The sequence below is a fragment of the Pseudomonas sp. SZ57 genome (assembly GCF_009495975.1).
Taxonomy (GTDB): Bacteria; Pseudomonadota; Gammaproteobacteria; order Pseudomonadales; family Pseudomonadaceae; genus Aquipseudomonas; species Aquipseudomonas syringae.
This window is the reverse complement of the sequence record NZ_WIBD01000008.1, coordinates 22,011-43,212: the sequence shown is the minus strand read 5'-3', so window position 1 is coordinate 43,212 and position 21,202 is coordinate 22,011. Positions and strand designations below refer to the sequence as shown.

Here is a 21,202-nt window from a genome sequence, read left to right as displayed (position 1 = left end):
TGCTGGCGCCCGTGTTTACGGGCGCTTTCAGCGGCAAAAAAGAGTCAGGGCACGCTTTTGGCGGCCCTGACTTCTGTTTTTATCCGTGCGCGCGGTGGACGTTGGACAGTTGCTTGTTTACCTTTGGGTTCTTGCGATAGATCAACGCCATTTTGCCGATGACCTGAACCAGGTCGGCAGAACCGGCCTTGCACAGTTCTGCGATGGCACCGAGACGGCTTTCGCGGTCGAGGATGTTGAGCTTGATCTTGATCAGCTCATGATCGCTCAGTGCGCGTTCAAGCTCTGCAAGTACACCTTCAGTCAAGCCATTGTCAGCCACGATCAATACCGGTTTCAGATGGTGGCCAATGGATTTGTATTGTTTCTTCTGCTCTGGAGTGAGCGGCATAATCTGACCTCTGCGTCTGATCTTTTAAAAGCGGCGGCCAGTTTACCCGAGCGAGTCCGGGACCGCCCAGTTAATCACGACTCGTTTATTTTTGAGGTGCCCCGTGGCCCGTTCCAAGACAAGCCATAACTGGCTCAAAGAACACTTCGACGACAAGTACGTCAAAATGGCGCAGAAGGACGGTTACCGTTCGCGTGCCAGTTACAAGCTGCTCGAGATCCAGGAAAAGGACAAGCTCATCCGTCCGGGCATGACCGTTATCGACCTCGGCGCAGCACCGGGAGGCTGGTCGCAGGTGACCAGTCGTCTGATCGGCGGTCAAGGTCGTCTGATCGCTTCCGACATCCTTGAAATGGACAGCATCCCCGATGTGACCTTCATTCAGGGGGATTTTACCGAGGATGCGATTCTTGAGCAGATCCTCGAGGCAGTGGGTAATACGCAGGTAGACCTTGTGATTTCCGATATGGCCCCCAATATGAGTGGATTGAGCGCTGTAGATATGCCGCGTGCAATGTTTCTCTGCGAATTGGCGCTCGATCTTGCCGGTCGGGTACTGCGTCCCGGTGGCGATTTTCTGATCAAGGTCTTCCAGGGTGAAGGCTTCGATGTCTACCACAAGGATATCCGCAAGCTGTTCGACAAGGTGCAGATGCGCAAGCCGTCGTCGTCCCGCGACAGGTCACGCGAGCAATACCTGCTGGCTCGCGGCTTTCGCGGCATTGATGGCGCGGCCAGCATCGAACGTTTTTGACAAGGCGCGATAGCTTTTTTCAAATGGCGTTACCGATGCAGCATGACTGAACATTATGTTGTCAAAGTTTCACAAAGGGTTACAGACGGTGTCTGCCGTATCTGTAGGTTCTGTAGTAAGTTAGGCCGGTGAATATCATGCGAGGCACGCTTGCTGCGTGGAGCTTGCTTCAGAGGGTAGCTAATTGAACGATATGGCAAAGAATTTGATCCTGTGGTTGATCATCGCGGCTGTCCTTGTGACGGTGATGAACAACTTCTCCAGCCCGAACGAGCCGCAGAACCTCAACTATTCCGAGTTCATCCAGCAGGTCAAGGATGGCAAGGTCGAGAAGGTTTCTGTTGACGGCTACGTCATTACGGGCAAGCGCAGCGATGGCGACACCTTCAAGACCATCCGCCCGAACATCCCGGACAATGGCCTGATCGGTGATCTGGTCAGCAATAACGTCGTGATCGAAGGCAAGCAGCCTGAGCAGCAGAGCATCTGGACCCAGTTGCTGGTGGCCAGCTTCCCGATACTGGTGATCATCGCGGTGTTCATGTTCTTCATGCGCCAGATGCAGGGCGGGGCGGGCGGCAAGGGCGGCCCGATGAGCTTCGGCAAGAGCAAGGCGCGTCTGTTGTCAGAAGATCAGGTCAAGACGACCCTGGCTGACGTTGCCGGTTGCGACGAAGCCAAGGAAGAAGTTGGCGAGCTGGTCGAATTTCTCCGCGATCCGGGCAAGTTCCAGCGTCTGGGCGGTCGAATCCCGCGCGGCGTGCTGATGGTCGGCCCTCCGGGTACCGGTAAGACGCTGATCGCCAAGGCCATTGCCGGCGAAGCGAAGGTCCCGTTCTTCACGATTTCCGGTTCCGACTTTGTCGAAATGTTCGTGGGTGTTGGTGCCAGCCGCGTTCGCGACATGTTCGAGCAAGCCAAGAAACACGCGCCATGCATCATCTTCATCGACGAAATCGACGCAGTCGGTCGCCATCGTGGCGCCGGCATGGGTGGTGGTCATGACGAGCGTGAGCAGACTCTCAACCAGTTGCTGGTCGAGATGGACGGTTTTGAAATGAATGATGGCATCATCGTCATTGCCGCAACCAACCGCCCTGACGTACTGGATCCGGCGCTGCTGCGTCCAGGTCGTTTCGACCGCCAGGTAGTTGTAGGTCTGCCGGACATTCGTGGCCGCGAGCAGATCCTCAAGGTTCACATGCGCAAAGTGCCAATGGGCGAAGACGTCAACCCGGGCGTTATCGCTCGCGGTACGCCGGGCTTCTCCGGTGCGGATCTGGCCAACCTGGTCAACGAAGCCTCGCTGTTCGCTGCTCGCTCCGGCAAGCGCGTTGTAGAGATGAAAGAGTTCGAACTGGCCAAGGACAAGATCATGATGGGCGCCGAGCGCAAATCGATGGTCATGTCCGATAAGGAAAAGCGCAACACGGCTTACCACGAGGCGGGTCACGCTATCGTTGGTCGTCTGGTGCCAGAGCATGACCCGGTCTACAAGGTCTCCATCATCCCGCGCGGTCGTGCGCTGGGTGTGACGATGTTCCTGCCGGAAGAAGATCGTTACAGCCTGTCCAAGCGTGCGTTGATCAGCCAGATCTGCTCGCTGTACGGTGGTCGTATTGCCGAAGAAATGACCCTGGGCTTCGATGGCGTCACAACCGGTGCCTCCAATGACATCATGCGTGCCAGCCAGATCGCCCGGAATATGGTCACCAAGTGGGGTCTGTCTGAAAAGCTCGGCCCGCTGATGTACTCGGAAGATGAAGATGCAGGTTACCTGGGTCGCGGCGGCAGCCAGAACTCCAGTGTTTCCGGCGATACTGCCAAGCTTATCGACTCCGAAGTGCGCAGCATCATCGACCACTGCTATGGCACCGCCAAGCAGTTGTTGACGGACAATCGCGACAAGCTGGAAGCGATGGCCGACGCGCTGATGAAGTATGAAACCATTGATGCCGACCAGATCGACGACATCATGACCGGTCGTACTCCGCGTGAGCCGCGTGACTGGGGTGGAGGTTCGGGTACCAACGGTACTCCGATCACGCCTGACCCTCGTCCGGAAACTCCGATTGGCGGCCCTGCTGCCGAGCACTAAGGTCTGACATGACATCTGCGCTGTACCCAACCCGGTTGCCTTGCGGCAACCGGGTTCTTGATTTGGCCCATACGCACGTGATGGGCATCCTCAATGCAACCCCGGACTCATTTTCCGATGGCGGCCGCTACAGCCAGCTCGATGCGGCGCTGCGTCACGCCGAGGCAATGGTGCAGGCTGGCGCGACGCTTATCGATATCGGTGGCGAGTCAACGCGTCCAGGCGCGCGTCCTGTCTCTGCGTCGGAAGAGGTCGAGCGTGTGGCCCCGCTGGTCGAGGTCATCGCGCGCGAGCTGGATGTGATCATCTCGGTCGATACCTCCACGCCTGAGGTCATGCTGGCGACGGCTGGCCTGGGTGCCGGGCTCATCAACGACGTTCGCTCGCTGCAGCGCCCAGGCGCGCTTGAGGCGGCCGCAAGCACCGGTTTGCCGGTCTGTCTCATGCATATGCTGGGCGAGCCCGGAACCATGCAGAATGACCCGCACTACGATAACCTGGTGGGTGAGGTCTGTGCCTTCCTGGCTGAGCGCATGAAGCAGTGCGTCGCTGCAGGCATCGGTCAGCAGCAGATCATTCTCGATCCGGGCTTTGGCTTTGCCAAGACACTGGAGCACAATCTGAGCCTGTTCAAGCATATGGAAGCGCTGCATGCGCTCGGCCGGCCTTTGCTGGTGGGTGTTTCGCGCAAGAGCATGATCGGTGCTGTGCTGGGGCGTCCCGTCGACCAGCGTCTGTCCGGCGGGCTCGCCCTGGCGGTTCTGGCGATGGCCAAAGGGGCAAGAATTCTACGTGTGCATGATGTCGCCGAAACGGCTGACGTGGTGCGCATGATCGCAGCTGTCGAAGCAGCTGAATAACAACAGTGGGGCATCCATGACTACCAGAAAATATTTCGGAACCGACGGCATTCGCGGTCGTGTAGGGCAATTCCCGATCACTCCCGAGTTCATGCTGAAACTGGGTTGGGCCGCCGGCATGGCTTTCCGCAAGATGGGCGCCTGCCGGATTCTCGTCGGCAAGGACACGCGCATCTCCGGCTACATGTTCGAGTCAGCCCTCGAGGCCGGCCTCTCCGCTGCGGGCGCTGACGTTCTCTTGCTGGGTCCGATGCCGACACCGGCCATCGCCTATCTGACACGTACCTTCCATGCCGAGGCTGGCATCGTCATCAGCGCCTCGCATAACCCGCACTACGACAATGGCATCAAGTTCTTCTCCGGTCAGGGCACCAAGCTGCCTGACGAGATCGAAATGATGATCGAAGAGCTGCTCGACGCACCGATGACCGTGGCTGAGTCCGAGAACCTCGGCAAGGTCTCGCGGATCAACGATGCGGCCGGGCGTTACATCGAATTCTGCAAAAGCAGCGTGCCTACCAGCACCGACTTCGCCGGCCTCAAGGTCGTCATCGACTGCGCTCACGGTGCGACCTACAAGGTGGCGCCCAACGTATTTCGTGAGCTGGGCGCGCAGGTCGTGGTGCTTTCCGCGCAACCTGACGGGCTCAACATCAACAAGGACTGTGGCTCCACGCACATGGAAGCCCTGCAGGCGGCCGTGCTTGCCGAGCATGCGGACATGGGCATCGGTTTCGACGGTGACGGCGACCGTGTGTTGATGGTCGATCACACCGGGACCATCGTCGATGGCGACGAATTGCTTTACATCATCGCCCGCGACTTGCATGAGCGTGGCCGCTTGCAGGGCGGCGTCGTCGGCACACTTATGAGCAACCTGGGGCTTGAACTGGCCCTGGCCGAGCAGGGCATTCCTTTTGTTCGGGCCAATGTCGGCGACCGCTACGTGATCGCCGAGCTGCTCGAGCGCAACTGGCAGATCGGCGGCGAAAACTCCGGTCATATCGTCTGTTTCCAGCACGCTACCACCGGTGACGCGATTATCGCCTCATTGCAGGTGATACTGGCTCTGCGTCGCAGCGGTGTAAGCCTGGCCGAGGCGCGTCTGAAATTGCGCAAATGTCCGCAGATCCTGATCAACGTGCGCTTCGCCGGGTCGGGTGTAGACCCGGTTTCGCATCCATCGGTCCAGGAGGCCTGCGCCCGCGTCACCGAGCAGATGGCCGGGCGTGGCAGGGTGCTGCTGCGCAAATCGGGTACCGAGCCGTTGGTGCGCGTTATGGTCGAAGGCGAGGACGAAACGCAGGTCAGGGCGTACGCCGAAGAACTCGCAAAACTGGTTACTGAAGTTTGCGCCTGATTTCGGCTTGCCAGTGTCTGAACTGTTGGGTAACATCTGCGCCCACTTTGACCCACGAGGTGTAGCATGCGTCGCCCAATGGTAGCTGGTAACTGGAAAATGCACGGTACCCGCGCCAGCGTCGCTGAGCTGATCGAGGGGTTGTGCAAGCAGTCGTTGCCAGGCAGCGTCGATATCGCCGTGATGCCTCCCAGTCTGTTTACCTGTCAGGTGGTCGAAGGGCTCAAGGCAACGTCGATCATCGTTGGTGCGCAGGATGCAGCCATTCAGGCTGAGCAGGGCGCGCTGACGGGTGAAGTTGCATCGAGCCAGCTGGCTGATGCAGGTTGCAAGCTGGTACTTGTCGGGCACTCCGAGCGTCGTCAGTTGATTGGCGAACAGGATGATGTTCTGAACAAGAAGTTTGCGGCGATCCAGGCGAAAGGTCTGACACCTGTGCTTTGCGTAGGTGAAACCCTGGAAGAGCGCAAGGCAGGGCAAACGCTTGAAGTGGTAGGGCGTCAGCTGGACAGTGTCATCGCCGAGTTTGGCGTCAATGCACTGGTCAACGCCGTCATTGCCTACGAGCCGGTCTGGGCCATTGGCACCGGATTGACTGCTTCGCCTCAGGAAGCGCAGGAAGTGCACGCAGCCATCCGTGCGCAACTGGCAAAAGAGAATGCCGAAGTCGCACAAGGCGTGCGACTTCTCTATGGCGGCAGCGTGAAGGCGGCCAATGCGGTCGAGCTCTTCAGCATGCCGGATATCGATGGGGGGCTCATTGGTGGAGCTTCCCTGAATGCAGATGAGTTCGGTGCGATCTGTCGCGCCGCGGGAAACTGAAAAAATGCTGGAAACAGTCGTAATCGTTTTTCACCTGTTGGGCGCTCTGGGCGTTGTCGCTCTGGTATTGCTGCAGCAGGGTAAAGGTGCCGACGCAGGCGCGTCGTTCGGAGCAGGTGCATCAAATACTGTCTTCGGAGGTCAAGGAACCTCTACCTTTCTCAGTAAGTTTACTGCTATACTTGCGGCATGTTTTTTCATAACCAGCTTGGGGTTAGGTTACTTTGCTAAAGAGAAAGCTCAACAGCTGACTCAAGTAGGTTTACCAGACCCTGCAGTACTAGAAGTGAAGCAAAAGCCGGCAGCAGATGATGTACCGGTTCTCGAAGGGCAAAAGCCAGCCGCTGTTCCAGCTGACGTACCTCAAGCCCCAGAGAAGAAGTAATACAGAATTCGGCGATGTTCGTGAGGTCGCCAAAAAGAGTTGTAATGCCGAGGTGGTGGAATTGGTAGACACGCAACCTTGAGGTGGTTGTGCCCATAGGGTGTAGGGGTTCGAGTCCCCTTCTCGGTACCAATTAACAGGAGAGCCCGCACTAGCGGGCTTTCTTGTAGGTGGATGTTGGATTGACCCAGCAATGGATCGGTCGTATACTTCCGCCCCAGCTTTGTCGCGGGGTGGAGCAGTTTGGTAGCTCGTCGGGCTCATAACCCGAAGGTCGTTGGTTCAAATCCAGCCCCCGCAACCAGTTTTAGCGGAGCCCCTTTTAAGGGGCTTTTTGTTAGCTGGACAGTACATGACGTCGATGTTCAGCGGCGTTTTCAGGGATGGGCTTTTGCCCATTTTTTTATTTCTAAAGCATGCACGAGGGGGTTCAGGTGTCGAGCAAGCTAGAACAGTTGCAGGACTTGTTGGCCCCAGTGGTCGTGGCCCTTGGCTACCAATGCTGGGGAATCGATTTCAGTTCCCAGGGCAAGCATTCGGTGCTGCGCATTTATATCGACAAGGAAGGGGGCGTTCTGGTCGACGACTGTGCAATCGTCAGTCGCCAGATCAGCGGTGTGTTGGACGTAGAAGATCCAATCAGCACCGAGTACACCCTCGAAGTATCTTCTCCTGGCATGGAGCGCCCGCTGTTCACTATTGAGCAGTTTGCTTCGTACGCCGGGGAACAAGTGAAAATAAAGCTGCGTTCACCTTTCGAAGGTCGACGCAACTTTCAAGGCCTTCTCCGCGGGGTGGAGGAGCAGGATGTCGTGGTGCAGGTTGAAGACCATGAGTTCCTGTTGCCGATCGACATGATCGACAAGGCCAACATTATTCCCACGTTTGACTGAGACGTGCCGGTTACTGCGGATCCCGCGGATCCAATGGCTTGCGAAAGGCGAGGCGTACGATGAGCAAAGAAGTACTGCTGGTTGTTGAGTCGGTGTCCAATGAAAAGGGCGTTCCGGCAAGTGTCATTTTTGAAGCGCTGGAGCTGGCTCTGGCCACTGCTACCAAGAAACGTTTTGAAGATGAAGTAGAACTGCGTGTAGAGATCAATCGCCAGACAGGCAACTACGAGACTTTCCGTCGCTGGACAGTTGTCGAAGACGAAGATCTGGACGATCCTGCTTACGAATTGGCGGTGGATCAGGCCCAGGCGAAAAAGCCGGGTGCTGTTGCCGGCGACCTGATCGAAGAAAAAATCGATTCCATCGAATTCGGTCGTATCGCTGCGCAAACCGCCAAGCAAGTCATTGTGCAGAAAGTTCGCGAAGCCGAGCGTGCTCAGGTAGTCGACGCCTACCGCGAGCGTCTGGGTGAAATCATTTCTGGTACTGTTAAAAAGGTTACACGTGACAATGTCATCGTTGACCTGGGTAACAATGCCGAAGCCTTGCTGGCTCGTGAAGACATCATTTCCCGGGAAACTTTCCGGGTCGGTGTTCGCGTCCGTGCTCTGCTGAAGGAAATTCGCACCGAAAACCGTGGCCCTCAGCTGATCCTGTCGCGTACTGCGCCAGAGATGCTGATCGAGCTTTTCCGCATTGAAGTGCCGGAAATTGCCGAAGGTCTCATCGAGGTGATGGCTGCCTCCCGTGACCCGGGTTCTCGTGCGAAAATCGCTGTTCGCTCCAAGGATAAACGAATCGACCCGCAAGGTGCCTGTATCGGCATGCGCGGTTCGCGAGTTCAGGCTGTTTCCGGCGAGCTGGGTGGCGAGCGTGTGGATATCGTTCTTTGGGACGATAACCCGGCGCAGTTCGTGATCAATGCAATGTCCCCTGCAGAAGTAGCGGCAATCATCGTAGATGAAGACGCGCATGCAATGGATATCGCAGTGGGAGCGGACAACCTGGCCCAGGCTATTGGTCGTGGCGGTCAGAACGTGCGTCTGGCCAGTCAACTGACTGGCTGGACCCTGAACGTAATGACCGAATCGGACATCCAGGCCAAGCAGCAAGCTGAAACCGGTGACATCCTGCGCAATTTCATCGAAGAACTCGAAGTCGATGAAGAATTGGCACAGGTGCTGGTTGATGAAGGCTTCACCAGCCTGGAAGAGATTGCCTACGTACCGTTGGAAGAAATGCTCAACATCGACGGCTTTGACGAAGACATCGTCAACGAGCTTCGCGCTCGTGCCAAGGATCGTTTGTTGACTAAAGCCATCGCTACAGAGGAAAAGCTGGCAGACGCCCATCCGGCCGAAGACCTGCTCTCGCTTGAGGGTATGGACAAGGATTTGGCGATGGAACTGGCGGTGCGCGGCGTAATTACCCGCGAAGACCTGGCCGAGCAGTCTATAGATGACCTGCTCGACATCGACGGCATTGACGATGATCGTGCCGGCAAGTTGATCATGGCCGCCCGAGCCCACTGGTTCGAGTAATTGGGCGCGGCCTGAGGAGAGAAGTGCATGACGCAAGTCACGGTGAAAGAACTGGCCAAAGTGGTCGACACACCGGTAGAGCGCCTGTTACAGCAGATGCGTGAGGCAGGTCTGCCGCACACCGCCGCCGAGCAAGTTGTGACCGATAACGAAAAACAAGCCTTGTTGACGCACCTGAAAAGCGGTCACAAGGCCAAGGTGGAAGAGCCTCGCAAGATTACCTTGCAGCGCAAAACCACCAGCACCCTGCGCGTTGCTGGCAGCAAGAGCATCAGCGTTGAAGTGCGCAAGAAGAAAGTCTTTGTGCAGCGTAGCCCGGAAGAGATCGAAGCCGAGCGCAAGCGCGAGATGGACGAACGCCGTGCGGTAGAAAATGCCGCTCGTCAAAAGGCTGAAGAAGAAGCCAAGCGTCGCGCTGAAGAAGATGCGCGCAATCAGCCTGCTGCAAGCCAGCCAGCTTCGGCTGCTGCCGAGCCTGTTGCTGCCGCCGAGCCTGTGCGTGAAGCATCGCCAGCCGCTGCTCCGGCACCGGCCAGCGCAGCGCCTTCTGCCGATGCTCGCAAGCGTGACGAACAACGTCGCCCTGACAAGCCTCGTGCTGACGACCGCAACGCCCGTGGCGGCGACGGCGAGCGTAAAAACGCTCCGCATCGCGCTTCGGTCAAGGAGAAGGCTCCGGCCCCTCGCGTTGCTCCTCGCACTACCGACGAAGAAAGCGACAGCTTCCGTCGTGGTGGTCGTGGCAAGGGCAAGCTGAAGAAGCGCAATGCGCATGGTTTCCAGAGCCCTACCGGCCCGGTCATCCGTGACGTTGCCATTGGCGAGACCATCACTGTCGGCGAATTGTCGGCACAGATGTCGGTCAAGGCTGCTGAAGTCATCAAGTTCATGTTCAAGATGGGCACCCCGGTGACCATCAACCAGGTACTGGATCAGGAAACTGCCCAGTTGATCGCCGAAGAGCTGGGCCACAAGGTCACGCTGGTCAGCGACAACGCCCTGGAAGATTCCCTGGCCGAATCGCTGAAGTTCGAAGGTGAGTCGTTCTCCCGTGCACCGGTTGTGACCGTAATGGGCCACGTCGACCACGGTAAGACCTCGCTGCTCGACTACATTCGTCGTGCCAAGGTTGCAGCTGGCGAAGCCGGCGGCATCACCCAGCACATCGGTGCCTACCACGTTGAAACCGAACGCGGCATGGTCACGTTCCTCGACACCCCTGGTCACGCCGCGTTTACCGCCATGCGTGCCCGCGGTGCCAAGGCAACGGATATCGTGATTCTGGTTGTTGCAGCTGACGACGGCGTGATGCCTCAGACCATCGAAGCTGTTCAGCATGCTGTTGCGGCTGGCGTTCCGCTGGTTGTTGCGGTGAACAAGATCGACAAGCCTGGTGCTGACCTCGATCGTATCCGCAGCGAGCTGTCGGTCCATGGCGTGACGTCCGAAGAGTGGGGCGGTGATACGCCTTTCGTTTCGGTCTCCGCGAAGATGGGTACTGGCGTCGACGAATTGCTGGAAGCTGTTCTGCTGCAGGCCGAAGTCCTGGAACTCAAGGCAACCCCGTCGGCCCCTGGTCGTGGTGTTGTTGTCGAGTCCCGTCTGGACAAGGGCCGTGGTCCGGTCGCTACTGTTCTGGTTCAGGACGGTACGCTGCGTCAGGGCGACATGGTTCTGGTCGGTTCGAACTTCGGCCGCATCCGCGCCATGCTCGACGAGAACGGCAAGCCGGTCAAAGAAGCAGGTCCTTCCATCCCTGTCGAGATCCTCGGCCTGGACGGTACACCGGACGCTGGCGACGAGATGAGCGTGCTGTCGGACGAGAAGAAAGCCCGTGAAGTGGCTCTGTTCCGTCAAGGCAAGTTCCGCGAAGTCAAACTGGCCCGTGCTCACGCTGGCAAGCTGGAAAACATCTTCGAGAACATGGGTCAGGCAGAGAAGAAGACGCTCAACATCGTCCTCAAATCTGACGTACGCGGCTCCCTCGAAGCGTTGAACGGCGCCTTGAACGGCCTGGGTAACGACGAAGTGCAAGTGCGCGTGGTCGGTGGCGGTGTCGGTGGTATCACCGAGAGCGACGCCAACCTGGCACTGGCCTCCAACGCTGTACTGTTCGGCTTCAACGTGCGTGCCGATGCTGGCGCGCGCAAGATCGTCGAGCAGGAAGGTCTGGACATGCGTTACTACAACGTGATCTACGACATCATCGAAGACGTCAAGAAAGCCCTTACCGGCATGCTTGGCAGCGACGTCCGGGAGAATATCCTGGGTATCGCCGAAGTCCGCGATGTGTTCCGTTCGCCGAAATTCGGCGCGATCGCAGGGTGTATGGTTCTGGAAGGCACTGTCTACCGTAACCGTCCGATTCGTGTTCTGCGCGAAGACATCGTTATCTTTGAAGGCGAGCTGGAATCCCTGCGCCGCTTCAAGGACGACGCTGCCGAAGTACGTGCAGGCATGGAATGCGGTATCGGCGTCAAGAGCTACAACGACGTCAAGGTCGGTGACAAGATCGAAGTCTTCGAGAAGGTCCAAGTGGCTCGCAGCCTCTAAATCGCGAGCTTCAGGAGTCATGGTGGGAGCCTCGCATGCAAATGCCCTGCTTTCCCCATGGGCTCTAAACGCAACGCCCGGTCTGGCAATTGTCAGGCCGGGCGTTTGCCGCTTTCAGACTGTCAGGGTTTGGTCCCGGATCAGTAACAGGTAACAAGCATGGCAAAAGAATACAGCCGTACCCAACGTATCGGCGATCAGATGCAGCGCGAACTGGCGCAGCTGATCCGTCGCGAAATCAAGGACCCACGTGTGGGTCTGGTCACCATCACCGCCGTAGACGTCAGCCGTGACGTGGGTCATGCGAAGATTTTCATGACCGTCATGGGCCAGGACAGCGCGGAAGAAATCGCGCAGACCATCAAGGTGCTCAACGCTGCCGCAGGTTTCCTGCGTATGCAGCTGGCCCGCGAAATGAAGCTGCGCAGCGTGCCTCAACTGCATTTCCACTATGACGAAAGCGTCGTACGTGGCGCGCATCTCTCGGCACTGATCGAGCGTGCCGTGGCAGAAGACGGTCAGCATCAGGAAGGCCCTGCATCGGCGGATGCAAAGCCTGAAAGTACTGAGGAATAAAGAGTGGCTCAGGTCAAGCGTATACGCCGCAATGTCAGCGGGATCATCCTGCTCGACAAGCCACTGGGTTTCACTTCCAACGCCGCTCTGCAAAAGGTTCGCTGGCTGCTCAATGCCGAGAAAGCCGGGCATACCGGCAGCCTTGATCCTCTGGCAACGGGCGTTCTGCCGTTGTGCTTTGGTGAAGCGACCAAGTTCTCTCAGTACCTGCTCGATTCAGACAAGTCCTACGAGACCCTGGCGCAACTGGGTAAGACCACTACCACTGCCGACTCTGAAGGCGAGGTTTTGCTCACGCGTCCGGTGACCGTTGGTCGCGACGATATCGAAGCGGCTCTGCCGCATTTTCGCGGACAAATCAGCCAGATACCTCCCATGTACTCGGCCCTCAAGCGTGATGGCCAGCCACTTTACAAGCTGGCACGTGCAGGGGAAGTAGTGGAGCGCGAGCCCCGTTCTGTTACTATTGCGCGCCTGGAATTACTTGCTTGCGAAGGCGACACGGCACGTCTGTCCGTCGATTGCAGCAAAGGCACCTATATCCGCACGCTGGTCGAGGATATCGGTGAGAAGCTTGGTTGTGGTGCTTACGTCGCAGAGCTGCGTCGTACCCAGGCCGGGCCTTTCACGCTGGCTCAGACAGTGACGCTGGAAGAGCTCGAGCAGGTGCATGCCGACGGCGGCAATGAAGCGGTTGACCGTTTCCTGATGCCATCGGACAGCGGTCTGCTGGACTGGCCGCTGTTGAAGTTTTCGGAACACAGTTCGTTTTACTGGTTGCATGGTCAGCCAGTACGCGCGCCGGACGCACCGAAATTCGGTATGGTTCGCGTGCAGGATCACGAAGGTCGCTTCATCGGTATCGGTGAAGTCGCCGAAGACGGGCGCATTGCGCCGCGTCGCTTGATTCGGTCAGAGTGACCGAAACCAGTCCAGCCGTCGGCTTGCCGGCGAGTGGGGTGGAACGAGGATGGCTGTCAACAGGCACGGTCATACCTCATTTTTTAATACGAGGATCTGTCCTCGGCCTGTTGGAAACGTTTCTCCGGAAACGCTTCCTTGCACAAAAGGATTGCCCACATGGCACTCAGCGTTGAAGAAAAAGCTCAGATCGTAACCGACTACCAGCAAGCTGTTGGTGATACTGGTTCGCCAGAAGTGCAAGTTGCACTGCTGACCGCCAACATCAACAAACTGCAAGGCCACTTCAAGGCCAACGGTAAGGACCACCACTCGCGTCGTGGTCTGATCCGTATGGTAAACCAGCGTCGCAAGCTGCTGGATTACCTGAAAGGTAAGGACGTTAGCCGTTACAGCGCCCTGATCGGTCGTCTGGGTCTGCGTCGCTAATAACGACGTTGCTAGAGGTTGGTTGTCTGTCATGATCCGTCGGGTTTGCCCGGTGGTTCTGGCAGGCTCCCAGCCTCAAGTTTTATCTGGGCTGTGGAAGGGGCCGATTCCCCACGCTGCCCAAGAATTCGCAAGAAACCAGTTCCCCAAGAGCCACAAAGAAAGGTAGGAAACCGTGAACCCGGTAATCAAAAAGTTTCAGTTCGGTCAATCGACCGTAACCCTCGAGACAGGCCGTATCGCCCGTCAAGCCTCTGGTGCAGTATTGGTCACCGTTGACGACGACGTCAGCGTACTCGTGACTGTGGTCGGCGCCAAACAGGCTGACGCTGGCAAAGGCTTCTTCCCTCTGTCCGTGCACTATCAGGAAAAAACCTACGCTGCCGGCAAGATTCCTGGTGGTTTCTTCAAGCGTGAAGGCCGTCCTTCCGAGAAAGAAACCCTGACTTCGCGCCTGATCGACCGTCCGATCCGCCCGTTGTTTCCAGAAGGCTTCATGAACGAAGTGCAGGTCGTCTGCACCGTCGTCTCCACCAGCAAGAAAATCGATCCGGACATCGCTGCGATGATCGGTACTTCGGCTGCCCTGGCCATCTCCGGTATCCCGTTTGACGGTCCGGTCGGTGCTGCCCGCGTTGCTTTCCACGAAAGCACCGGCTACCTGTTGAACCCGACTTACGAGCAGCTGCAGGCTTCGAGCCTGGACATGGTCGTTGCCGGTACTTCCGAAGCCGTTCTGATGGTCGAGTCGGAAGCCAAAGAGCTGACCGAAGACCAGATGCTGGGCGCCGTGCTGTTCGCGCATGACGAGTTCCAGGTCGTGATCAACGCCATCAAGGAACTGGCTGCCGAAGCCGCCAAGCCCACCTGGGCCTGGCAGCCGAAGCCTGAGGCGACTGAACTGCTGGGCGCTATCCGCTCCGAGTTCGGCGAAGCGATCTCCCAGGCTTACACCATCACCGTCAAAGCCGACCGTTATGCGCGTCTGGGCGAGCTGAAAGATCAGATCGTTGCCAAACTGGCCGTGGAAGAAGGCAGCCCGTCTGCCAGCGAAGTCAAAGCCGCTTTCGGCGAAATCGAATACCGCACCGTTCGCGAAAACATCGTTAACGGCAAGCCGCGTATCGATGGCCGTGACACGCGCACCGTTCGTCCTCTGAACATCGAAGTCGGCGTTCTGCCGAAGACTCACGGTTCGGCACTGTTCACCCGTGGCGAAACTCAGGCGCTGGTTGTTGCCACGCTGGGTACTGCACGTGACGCGCAGCTGCTCGATACCCTCGAAGGCGAGAAAAAAGACCCCTTCATGCTGCACTACAACTTCCCTCCGTTCTCGGTGGGCGAGTGTGGTCGCATGGGCGGCGCAGGTCGTCGTGAAATCGGTCACGGCCGTCTGGCTCGTCGCAGTGTCCAGGCCATGCTGCCAGGCGCTGACGTGTTCCCGTACACCATCCGTGTCGTGTCGGAAATCACCGAGTCCAACGGCTCCAGCTCCATGGCTTCGGTCTGCGGTGCTTCCCTGGCTCTGATGGACGCTGGTGTGCCGATGAAGGCGCCGGTTGCCGGTATCGCCATGGGCCTGGTCAAGGAAGGCGAGAAGTTCGCGATTCTGACCGACATCCTGGGTGACGAAGACCACCTGGGCGACATGGACTTCAAGGTAGCCGGTACCTCCAAAGGTGTTACCGCGCTGCAGATGGACATCAAGATCAAAGGCATCACCGAAGAAATCATGGAGATCGCCCTGGGCCAGGCCCTGGAAGCTCGCCTGAACATCCTCGGCCAGATGAACCAGATCATCGGTCAGTCGCGTAACGAACTGTCGGCCAACGCTCCGACCATGATCGCGATGAAGATCGACACCGACAAGATCCGTGACGTGATCGGCAAGGGTGGCGCAACCATCCGTGCCATCTGCGAAGAGACCAAGGCTTCGATCGACATCGAAGACGACGGCTCGATCAAGATCTTCGGCGAGTCCAAGGAAGCGGCTGAGGCAGCACGTCAGCGCGTTCTGGGTATCACCGCAGAAGCGGAAATCGGCAAGATCTACGTCGGCAAGGTTGAGCGCATCGTCGATTTCGGCGCATTCGTCAACATCCTGCCGGGCAAGGACGGTCTGGTTCACATCTCGATGCTGAGCGATGCTCGCGTAGAGAAAGTGACCGACATCCTCAAAGAAGGTCAGGAAGTCGAAGTACTGGTACTGGACGTGGATAACCGCGGCCGTATCAAGCTGTCGATCAAGGACGTAGCCGCAGCGAAAGCGTCGGGCGTCTGATTGATCTGAGCGGCATGTGAAAAAGGACTCTTCGGAGTCCTTTTTTTATGAGCGCAATTAGAGGCTTACACATGGAGCATGCAAACTGCTCGGTGCAAACATGCATCTTGCAAGCCCGGGTTTGCACGAACGGGCAATCTGCACGACTCAGCGAAATAGTGAAAAACATAAGCAATTGATTTTAAAGGTTATTTTGACTGTCTCATTTTTGGCACACCGCTTGCGATATACCTGTTAACCCTGCCACCACATGCTGGTGCAGATTTTGAGAAAAACAGGAGTTATCGTATGAAGAAGTTCGCTATTGCCGCTGCTACCGCTACTGCCCTGACTCTGACCATGGCCAACGCTGCTTTCGCACAGACCTCGGCTCAAGCGCCAATGGTTCTGGCAGCTAACACCACCACTCAAGAAGTCAAAGAAGATACTTCTGACACCTGGATCACCACCAAAGTCAAAGCTGATCTGGTAACCGAGAAAGGCATCCCTGGCACCGACATCAAGGTTGAGACCAACAAAGGCGTGGTTTCCCTGTCCTCCATGGTAAAAGTGACCGAAGCTCAGAAAACTACTGCCGTCGCTATCACCAAGAAAATCAAAGGTGTTAAAGACGTATCGGCTGCTGGCCTGAAAACCGAGTAATCGAATACTGCTCATGAACAGCCGCAGTCATTGATTGATGGAAGGTTCATGCGAGGCTACAAGGATGTAGCCATTAAAGGCCCCGACTGAAGAGTCGGGGCCTTTTCTATGGGCGCTACGAAACAGATGAAGGGAAGCAGGGGGGATCAGTTGCGGCGTTTGCTCTCGATGCCCACCAGGCGCCCGCCTTCGAAGCGCAGGTACTGATACATGCCGTTATCAGGACCGTATATCCACTCCTCGATCCTCACGGCTTCGGACCTTCGATAATTGCTATTGAAGGTTTCCTGAGTGCCGAGCACTTCCTGGCTGACCGGTTCGCCGCACTTCTGCTGGACTTCGAACGCCCGGTCACCGGTGCTGACCAGCTGGCTGCCGCAACGCAGGGTCGAGGTGGCATACGCTGATACGACAACTGACCCGGCCATGGCGGCGAGTGCCAGGTTGATCAGCCGTTTGATTCGGGTGTGTGCCAATGGCTTCATTCGCTGTCGAGGTGGAGGGGGCTGATGACTTTACCATCCGGTTGGGCCTGACCCAGTTGCGCGTCGACGAAGTACACGCGAGCATCTTCGAGCTTGCCCTTGTCCACCAGGTAATCCTTGATGCTGCTGGCTCTGCTCTGGCCCAGTTCGCGCAGCAGCACCTCATTGCTGCTCCAGAACTTGAGCACCGCGGCACGCATCTGGGCGGCACGTTGCTCCTTGCCCAGACTGGCCCATTCAGCGGGCGGTTGCTGTTTCAGGCGTGTCCTGTAGATACCTTCAAGCATAGGCGCCTTTTCCTCTTCCGGGACCTCTATCAAGCCGGCCCTGGCTGGAACCTTGTCGCCGCGTCGCTGGAGGATCTTGTAATACGTGTACTGGTATTCGCGTTCCAGCCTTTGCTGGGCGATCAATGGACCGTCACTGCTGGCGGCGCTGGTGCCTTCGATCTCCAGTTTCAGGTCCGGACGCTCCTTGAGCGCTACCGAGAGCTTGTCCAGGGCCTTTTGCGCCTCTGCCGACAAGTCACTGGCGCCTGGCGCGAAACTTACGCTGCCGAGGTCCTCGGAGCTTCCACCGGCAACCAGCCCGCCGAGCATCTTGAACGGGGCCTGCGCGGCACGCAGTACCAGGTTGCGCAGGGTCTGCCAGACGATCGGCATGACGCTGAACTGCGGGTTGTTCAGGTCGCCTTCGATGGGCAGCTCAAGGGAAATACGGCCCTTGGTATCCTTGAGCAGCGCGACCGCCAGACGAATAGGCAGGTCCAGCGCATCCGGGCTGTCGACCCGTTCACCCAGTTGCAACTGCTCCACCAGCACCTTGTTCTGGGCCTTGAGCTGGCCCTTGGTGATCAGGTAGTGCAGGTCAAGATTGAGCCTGCCCTTGCGGATCCGGAAACCTGCGAACTTGCCGGAGTAGGGGGTCAGGTTGGTCAGCTCGACACGCTTGAAGCTGGTGGTGATATCCAGGCTGGCCATCGGGTCGAACGGGTTGAGGCTGCCCTTGATTGTCACCGGCGCATAGCGGTCGACCTTGCCCTCGATATTCACGGGCGCCGGTGTAGGCTTGCGGTTGTCGATGGTGCCGATACGCCCATTGAGTTGCTGCACGGCGGTGGCGAAGTTGGGGGTCAGGGTCATGTCGGCAAAGTTTGCCGAGCCATTGTTGATATTCACTTCACCCACGTAGATCGCCAGCGGGTTTTCCTTCTTGCCTGCGGCTTGGGTTTTGGCTGCCTTTGGCTGGGCGGCGGTCTTGCCAGTAGCTGCGTCGGCTGGCTGCGGGATCAACAGATCGTCGATGTTAGTGGTGCGGTCCTCATTGATCATGAAGCGCGCGTAAGGCTGATCCATGTTCACTTTGGCAATCGACAGGCCCTTGCCATGCTGGTAGTCCAGCCCCTCCAGCGCCAATTGCTGCCACTTCAGGAAGTCGCGCTGTTTGAGCGTATCCAGCGTGTGCAGCTGATTGACCTGTGCTTTACCAGTGACGCTGAACGCCAGTGGCTCGGTGCTTTTCAGGTCGACCGCCAGATCGCTGCCGAGCATGCCGCTGCGCAGCTCCAGACGAATGAACGGGCTGATGTAGGCCTGGGCGAGACGCAGGTCGATGTCGCGGGTGGTTACGTTGAGTCGTGCGCTGACCGGGTTGAGGTTCACGTCACCGGCGGCAGTGAGATTGCCCTGTTTGCCCAGCCCGGTATCCAGCTTGAGCGTGAAGGGCGCCTTGTTCAGGCTGTCGAAATTCTGGATGTCCAGATTCAGCGGACCAACGTCCAGCGCGACCGGCTCTTGAGGCACGCGATCTGCCAGATGGACCATGTAGTTGCGTAACTGCACATCCCGCAGCAGGACCTGCCAGGGTTTGCTCTGCGCCACGGGTTGAGCGCTGGCCTTGGCTGCGGCCTCGGTGGCGGGGGCCGGCTCGGCGGCTTTTTCGTCCACGGCTGGGGTGTGCGCTGCTGCGGGCTTGCCCGCTTGGCTGGCGAACAGTTTTTGCCAGTCCAGTTGCCCGTCGGCTTCGCGCGCGGCCCAGGTTTCCAGCTTCTGGCTGCGGACCTTGCCTACGGTAACCAGCTGCTTTGCCAGGTCGACCGATGTTTCGCTGACGTCCAGGCGTTGCAGGCGTACCAGCGGGCGACCGTCGGGAGCGTTGAGCGCGAATGGCGCGACACTGGCCGACACGTTGGTCAGCTTCAGCTCGGTTTCCTTGGACAGATTCAGTGTGTAGGCCGTGCTGAAATTGAGCACGCCGTCCTCGAGCGCCAGCGGCAAGGCATCACGCACATAAGGCCACCACAGCTTCATCTTGCTGTCGGTGACTTTCAGCGTGCCCTCGGAGGCGATCGGGATCAGGCTGATGCGGCCGACCCAGTCGATCTGCCCACCGTCCGGACCCGCTGCGACCAGGGTCATGTCGGCATTGTCTTCAGGCAGAGTGCTGAGGTTCTTGAGCTCGAAATCCAGCGCGTCGTAGAGAAACTCGATGGGTTGGCTGGGGCGCAGGTCCTGGAAGTGAACGTAGCCTCCCGCCAGTTTGATTTCGTCGATACGCAGCGGGAATGGCTTAGTGGCGGGTTCGTCCTTTGCCGGTTCGCTGGCGGGCAGCTTGAACAGTTGTGCCAGATTGAGCTTGCCCTGTTTGTCGAACAGCAGCTCGGTGCGCGGTTTGATCAGCTCGACGCGTTGCAGATGCAGAGCCCGCGTCCACAGGCTGTTGATTTGCAGATTGGCATAAAGCTTTTCAAACGCCACCTGCTCCTTCCCCGGCGTGCCGATGTTCAGGCCCCAGAGTGTCAGCTCCAGGGTGAAGGGGTTGAATTCCAGGCGTTCGAGCTTTGCCGGCACTGTGGCGTAATTGGCCAGTTGCTGGTTCGCGATCCGCAGAGCGACGCCGGGAAGAATGAAAAATCCCAGCAAACTGTAGAGCGCGATCACAGCCAGCAGGGAGCCAAGTGTGCGTTTCAATCCTCTGGACATGGGCAGCGGCGTCTCTCTCTTTTGGAAGCCCTTGGAGTATGGCATGCCTGTTCGGTTCCGAAGGCACTGCCATCGCGGCTTGTAGGAACTTTCCGGTTGTACTTTACGATATCAAGCGCCGGATCAGAGTTGCAGAATCAGCGTTTTCAGCGGCGGTTGATTATCCTGAGACGGGAAGTCTGCGGCGGGGCGCATCTCCTGGCAGTCGCGTACCGGACGCCCAGCCTTGGTGGCGCAGCGCAGTACCTGCTCACGCCAGTCCTGCATGCTGACTTTCGCCAGATTGTTGCAGCAGATCAGCACACCATCGTCCGCCGTGGTCAACAGCGCAGGTTTGAGCAGGCTTTGATAGTCGCGCAGCAAATCAACGGTGCCGAATGCGCTCTTGGCCCAGGCCGGTGGGTCGAGCAGGACCAGATCATATTGGCGCTGTTGCAGTTTCACGTAGCTGGGCAATTGCTGGCTGCGGCGCGCGGCAATGGGCAGCCCGGCCAACTGGCGGATCGCCGGAAAATAATCCGACTGGATGAATTGCATGGGCGGCAGTTGCGGATTGAGCGCACCATTCTCGCGACCCACCGCCAGATTGCCCTCGGCGAAGTCCAGATTGCACACTTCACTCGCGCCACCGGCCGCAGCGCTCAGACCGACGCCGCAGGTGTAGGCGAACAGGTTCAGCACGCTTTTGCCGGCGCTGTGCTGCTTGACCCAGCCGCGGGTGTTGCGCAGGTCGAGAAACAACAGCGGGTCCTGGCCTGCATGCCGACCGCGGACCCGGTAATTGAGCCCCCATTCGTGGCCGACATGATCGGCCAGCGCTGCTTCTTCAGCCTTGTACACGGTGTCATGGCGATCCACGCGCGAATTGCCTTGCGAGCGATCGTTATAGACCAGCAGGGTGTCCAGGCCCAGGCGCGTGTTGACCTGTCCATGCAATGCCAGCAGGACGTCGCGATCCAGGCGGGAGTGAAAGCTTTGCACCAGCAATTGCGGGCCGTAGCGGTCGATGGTCAGCCCGCTGGCACCTTCCTGGCTGCCGTGAAACAGTCGATAGCAGTCCGTGCCCTGTCCATGCAGTTCGTCGAGCAACGCCTGGCGATTGTCGAGGGCGACGCTGAGCGCCTGATTCAAGGAAGACATGCTGAGCGCCTCGGGCTGGAATAAGGCGCGGGAGTTTACCAGTTACCGGGCGCCGGGGGTTTTTGGCGTCTGTCATGCGCTTGATCTTCT

At 58.2% G+C, this 21,202-nt stretch carries 18 protein-coding genes and 2 tRNA genes; 16 read left to right on the top strand and 4 right to left on the bottom strand.

Features of this window, described 5'->3' with window-relative positions; genetic code table 11:
• Positions 1 to 79: 79 nt before the first annotated feature.
• Positions 80 to 391, bottom strand: coding sequence for a YhbY family RNA-binding protein (locus tag GE543_RS11305; protein WP_003340569.1), 312 nt, complete (start codon positions 389 to 391; stop codon positions 80 to 82).
• Positions 392 to 494: 103 nt separating this feature from the next.
• On the opposite strand from GE543_RS11305, the gene rlmE reads away from it, so the two are divergent.
• The 16 genes from rlmE to GE543_RS11225 all read left to right on the top strand — a co-directional run bounded on the left by rlmE (position 495) and on the right by GE543_RS11225 (position 16,506).
• Entirely contained in the window at positions 495 to 1,145 is a 651-nt protein-coding gene (gene rlmE, locus GE543_RS11300) for a 23S rRNA (uridine(2552)-2'-O)-methyltransferase RlmE (RefSeq protein ID WP_003313635.1), read from the top strand.
• A 193-nt stretch (positions 1,146 to 1,338) separates the two neighbouring features.
• The gene (ftsH, locus tag GE543_RS11295; RefSeq protein ID WP_003313633.1) at positions 1,339 to 3,243 is read left to right on the top strand and encodes an ATP-dependent zinc metalloprotease FtsH; all 1,905 of its coding nucleotides are present in this window, start codon (positions 1,339 to 1,341) and stop codon (positions 3,241 to 3,243) included.
• An 8-nt stretch (positions 3,244 to 3,251) separates the two neighbouring features.
• Positions 3,252 to 4,103 (top strand): dihydropteroate synthase, encoded by an 852-nt coding sequence (gene folP / locus GE543_RS11290; protein WP_110766997.1) that lies wholly within the window; start codon positions 3,252 to 3,254, stop codon positions 4,101 to 4,103.
• A gap of 16 nt (positions 4,104 to 4,119) precedes the next feature.
• Positions 4,120 to 5,463 (top strand): phosphoglucosamine mutase, encoded by a 1,344-nt coding sequence (gene glmM, locus GE543_RS11285; RefSeq protein ID WP_003395197.1) that lies wholly within the window; start codon positions 4,120 to 4,122, stop codon positions 5,461 to 5,463.
• Positions 5,464 to 5,529: 66 nt separating this feature from the next.
• Complete coding sequence (gene tpiA, locus GE543_RS11280) at positions 5,530 to 6,285, top strand: triose-phosphate isomerase (RefSeq protein WP_003400166.1); 756 nt, start codon at positions 5,530 to 5,532, stop codon at positions 6,283 to 6,285.
• Positions 6,286 to 6,289: 4 nt separating this feature from the next.
• Positions 6,290 to 6,670, top strand: coding sequence for a preprotein translocase subunit SecG (gene secG, locus GE543_RS11275; RefSeq protein ID WP_003313628.1), 381 nt, complete (start codon positions 6,290 to 6,292; stop codon positions 6,668 to 6,670).
• Between the two features lie 46 nt (positions 6,671 to 6,716).
• Positions 6,717 to 6,802, top strand: a tRNA-Leu gene (locus GE543_RS11270).
• Between the two features lie 95 nt (positions 6,803 to 6,897).
• Positions 6,898 to 6,974: transfer RNA gene (locus GE543_RS11265), tRNA-Met, on the top strand.
• 130 nt (positions 6,975 to 7,104) lie between these two features.
• A complete protein-coding gene (rimP, locus tag GE543_RS11260; RefSeq protein WP_002555126.1) occupies positions 7,105 to 7,563 on the top strand; it encodes a ribosome maturation factor RimP in 459 nt (152 codons plus the stop codon).
• Positions 7,564 to 7,622: 59 nt separating this feature from the next.
• Positions 7,623 to 9,104 (top strand): transcription termination factor NusA, encoded by a 1,482-nt coding sequence (nusA, locus tag GE543_RS11255; protein ID WP_003340582.1) that lies wholly within the window; start codon positions 7,623 to 7,625, stop codon positions 9,102 to 9,104.
• A 27-nt stretch (positions 9,105 to 9,131) separates the two neighbouring features.
• Positions 9,132 to 11,657: a translation initiation factor IF-2 gene (gene infB, locus GE543_RS11250; RefSeq protein WP_003424545.1), complete on the top strand. Its 2,526-nt coding sequence runs from the start codon at positions 9,132 to 9,134 to the stop codon at positions 11,655 to 11,657.
• A 159-nt stretch (positions 11,658 to 11,816) separates the two neighbouring features.
• Positions 11,817 to 12,233 (top strand): 30S ribosome-binding factor RbfA, encoded by a 417-nt coding sequence (gene rbfA / locus GE543_RS11245; protein ID WP_003340588.1) that lies wholly within the window; start codon positions 11,817 to 11,819, stop codon positions 12,231 to 12,233.
• Between the two features lie 3 nt (positions 12,234 to 12,236).
• A complete protein-coding gene (gene truB / locus GE543_RS11240; protein WP_003400189.1) occupies positions 12,237 to 13,154 on the top strand; it encodes a tRNA pseudouridine(55) synthase TruB in 918 nt (305 codons plus the stop codon).
• Between the two features lie 159 nt (positions 13,155 to 13,313).
• Positions 13,314 to 13,583: a 30S ribosomal protein S15 gene (gene rpsO, locus GE543_RS11235; RefSeq protein ID WP_002555121.1), complete on the top strand. Its 270-nt coding sequence runs from the start codon at positions 13,314 to 13,316 to the stop codon at positions 13,581 to 13,583.
• Positions 13,584 to 13,758: 175 nt separating this feature from the next.
• Positions 13,759 to 15,864 carry a polyribonucleotide nucleotidyltransferase gene (pnp, locus tag GE543_RS11230; protein WP_004411700.1) on the top strand — a complete coding sequence of 702 codons (2,106 nt, stop codon included), beginning with the start codon at positions 13,759 to 13,761 and terminating at the stop codon, positions 15,862 to 15,864.
• Positions 15,865 to 16,152: 288 nt separating this feature from the next.
• Positions 16,153 to 16,506, top strand: a complete 354-nt coding sequence (locus tag GE543_RS11225; RefSeq protein WP_046237705.1) for a BON domain-containing protein — start codon at positions 16,153 to 16,155, stop codon at positions 16,504 to 16,506.
• Between the two features lie 146 nt (positions 16,507 to 16,652).
• On the opposite strand, the gene GE543_RS11220 is transcribed toward GE543_RS11225, so the two are convergent.
• From GE543_RS11220 to GE543_RS11210, 3 genes are all read right to left on the bottom strand, one after another.
• Positions 16,653 to 16,991 (bottom strand): DUF2845 domain-containing protein, encoded by a 339-nt coding sequence (locus GE543_RS11220; protein WP_153221471.1) that lies wholly within the window; start codon positions 16,989 to 16,991, stop codon positions 16,653 to 16,655.
• Positions 16,988 to 19,972 (bottom strand): DUF748 domain-containing protein, encoded by a 2,985-nt coding sequence (locus GE543_RS11215; protein ID WP_178118591.1) that lies wholly within the window; start codon positions 19,970 to 19,972, stop codon positions 16,988 to 16,990. Before GE543_RS11215 ends, GE543_RS11220 begins: the two co-directional genes overlap by 4 nt.
• Positions 19,973 to 20,095: 123 nt before the next feature.
• Positions 20,096 to 21,112 carry a class I SAM-dependent rRNA methyltransferase gene (locus tag GE543_RS11210; protein WP_153221469.1) on the bottom strand — a complete coding sequence of 339 codons (1,017 nt, stop codon included), beginning with the start codon at positions 21,110 to 21,112 and terminating at the stop codon, positions 20,096 to 20,098.
• Between the last annotated feature and the right edge of the window lie 90 nt (positions 21,113 to 21,202).

Bases quoted from the DNA above. Each gene is read 5' to 3' on its own strand.
- GE543_RS11305 (WP_003340569.1), bottom strand. From the start codon at position 391: ATGCCGCTCACTCCAGAGCAGAAGAAACAATACAAATCCATTGGCCAC.
- GE543_RS11210 (WP_153221469.1), bottom strand. From the start codon at position 21,112: ATGTCTTCCTTGAATCAGGCGCTCAGCGTCGCCCTCGACAATCGCCAG.
- GE543_RS11220 (WP_153221471.1), bottom strand. From the start codon at position 16,991: ATGAAGCCATTGGCACACACCCGAATCAAACGGCTGATCAACCTGGCA.
- GE543_RS11225 (WP_046237705.1), top strand. From the start codon at position 16,153: ATGAAGAAGTTCGCTATTGCCGCTGCTACCGCTACTGCCCTGACTCTG.
- tpiA (WP_003400166.1), top strand. From the start codon at position 5,530: ATGCGTCGCCCAATGGTAGCTGGTAACTGGAAAATGCACGGTACCCGC.
- nusA (WP_003340582.1), top strand. From the start codon at position 7,623: ATGAGCAAAGAAGTACTGCTGGTTGTTGAGTCGGTGTCCAATGAAAAG.
- folP (WP_110766997.1), top strand. From the start codon at position 3,252: ATGACATCTGCGCTGTACCCAACCCGGTTGCCTTGCGGCAACCGGGTT.
- secG (WP_003313628.1), top strand. From the start codon at position 6,290: ATGCTGGAAACAGTCGTAATCGTTTTTCACCTGTTGGGCGCTCTGGGC.
- infB (WP_003424545.1), top strand. From the start codon at position 9,132: ATGACGCAAGTCACGGTGAAAGAACTGGCCAAAGTGGTCGACACACCG.
- rpsO (WP_002555121.1), top strand. From the start codon at position 13,314: ATGGCACTCAGCGTTGAAGAAAAAGCTCAGATCGTAACCGACTACCAG.
- GE543_RS11215 (WP_178118591.1), bottom strand. From the start codon at position 19,972: ATGTCCAGAGGATTGAAACGCACACTTGGCTCCCTGCTGGCTGTGATC.
- glmM (WP_003395197.1), top strand. From the start codon at position 4,120: ATGACTACCAGAAAATATTTCGGAACCGACGGCATTCGCGGTCGTGTA.
- rbfA (WP_003340588.1), top strand. From the start codon at position 11,817: ATGGCAAAAGAATACAGCCGTACCCAACGTATCGGCGATCAGATGCAG.
- ftsH (WP_003313633.1), top strand. From the start codon at position 1,339: ATGGCAAAGAATTTGATCCTGTGGTTGATCATCGCGGCTGTCCTTGTG.